Genomic DNA, 281 nt, shown 5'->3' with positions numbered 1-281 from the left:
CAACGCCTTCGTAGAAAGCTTCAATGGGACCTTCCGCGCCGAGTGCCTGAACACCCACTGGTTCATGAATCTGAAGGAGGCAAAGCATCTGATCGAAGCCTGGAGACGCGAATATAATGACAGTCGTCCTCACGCATCTCGCGCGGACAGGACGCCAAGCGAGTTCGCCAGCCAGTACGCGGCTAGCCGCGTACTGGCTGGAACCTAAACCGGTCGAAGACTAACTCTGACCTTGGTATAGAAATGCTGGGCCCTTCATCAATGCGCTACACTAGCGATCC

General features: G+C 55.5%; 1 protein-coding gene. It reads left to right on the top strand.

Going from position 1 to position 281, the window contains the following annotated elements; all coding sequences use genetic code 11:
- Window positions 1–208 (top strand): integrase core domain-containing protein (locus tag OHL18_RS23155; RefSeq protein WP_263377250.1); only part of this gene is annotated, 208 nt, incomplete at its 5' end.
- Window positions 209–281: the final 73 nt, after the last annotated feature.

This window comes from Granulicella aggregans, assembly GCF_025685565.1.
Classification (GTDB): domain Bacteria; phylum Acidobacteriota; class Terriglobia; order Terriglobales; family Acidobacteriaceae; genus Edaphobacter; species Edaphobacter aggregans_B.
Note: the sequence above shows the minus strand (reverse complement) of the source record. Positions and strands in the feature narration are given on the sequence as shown.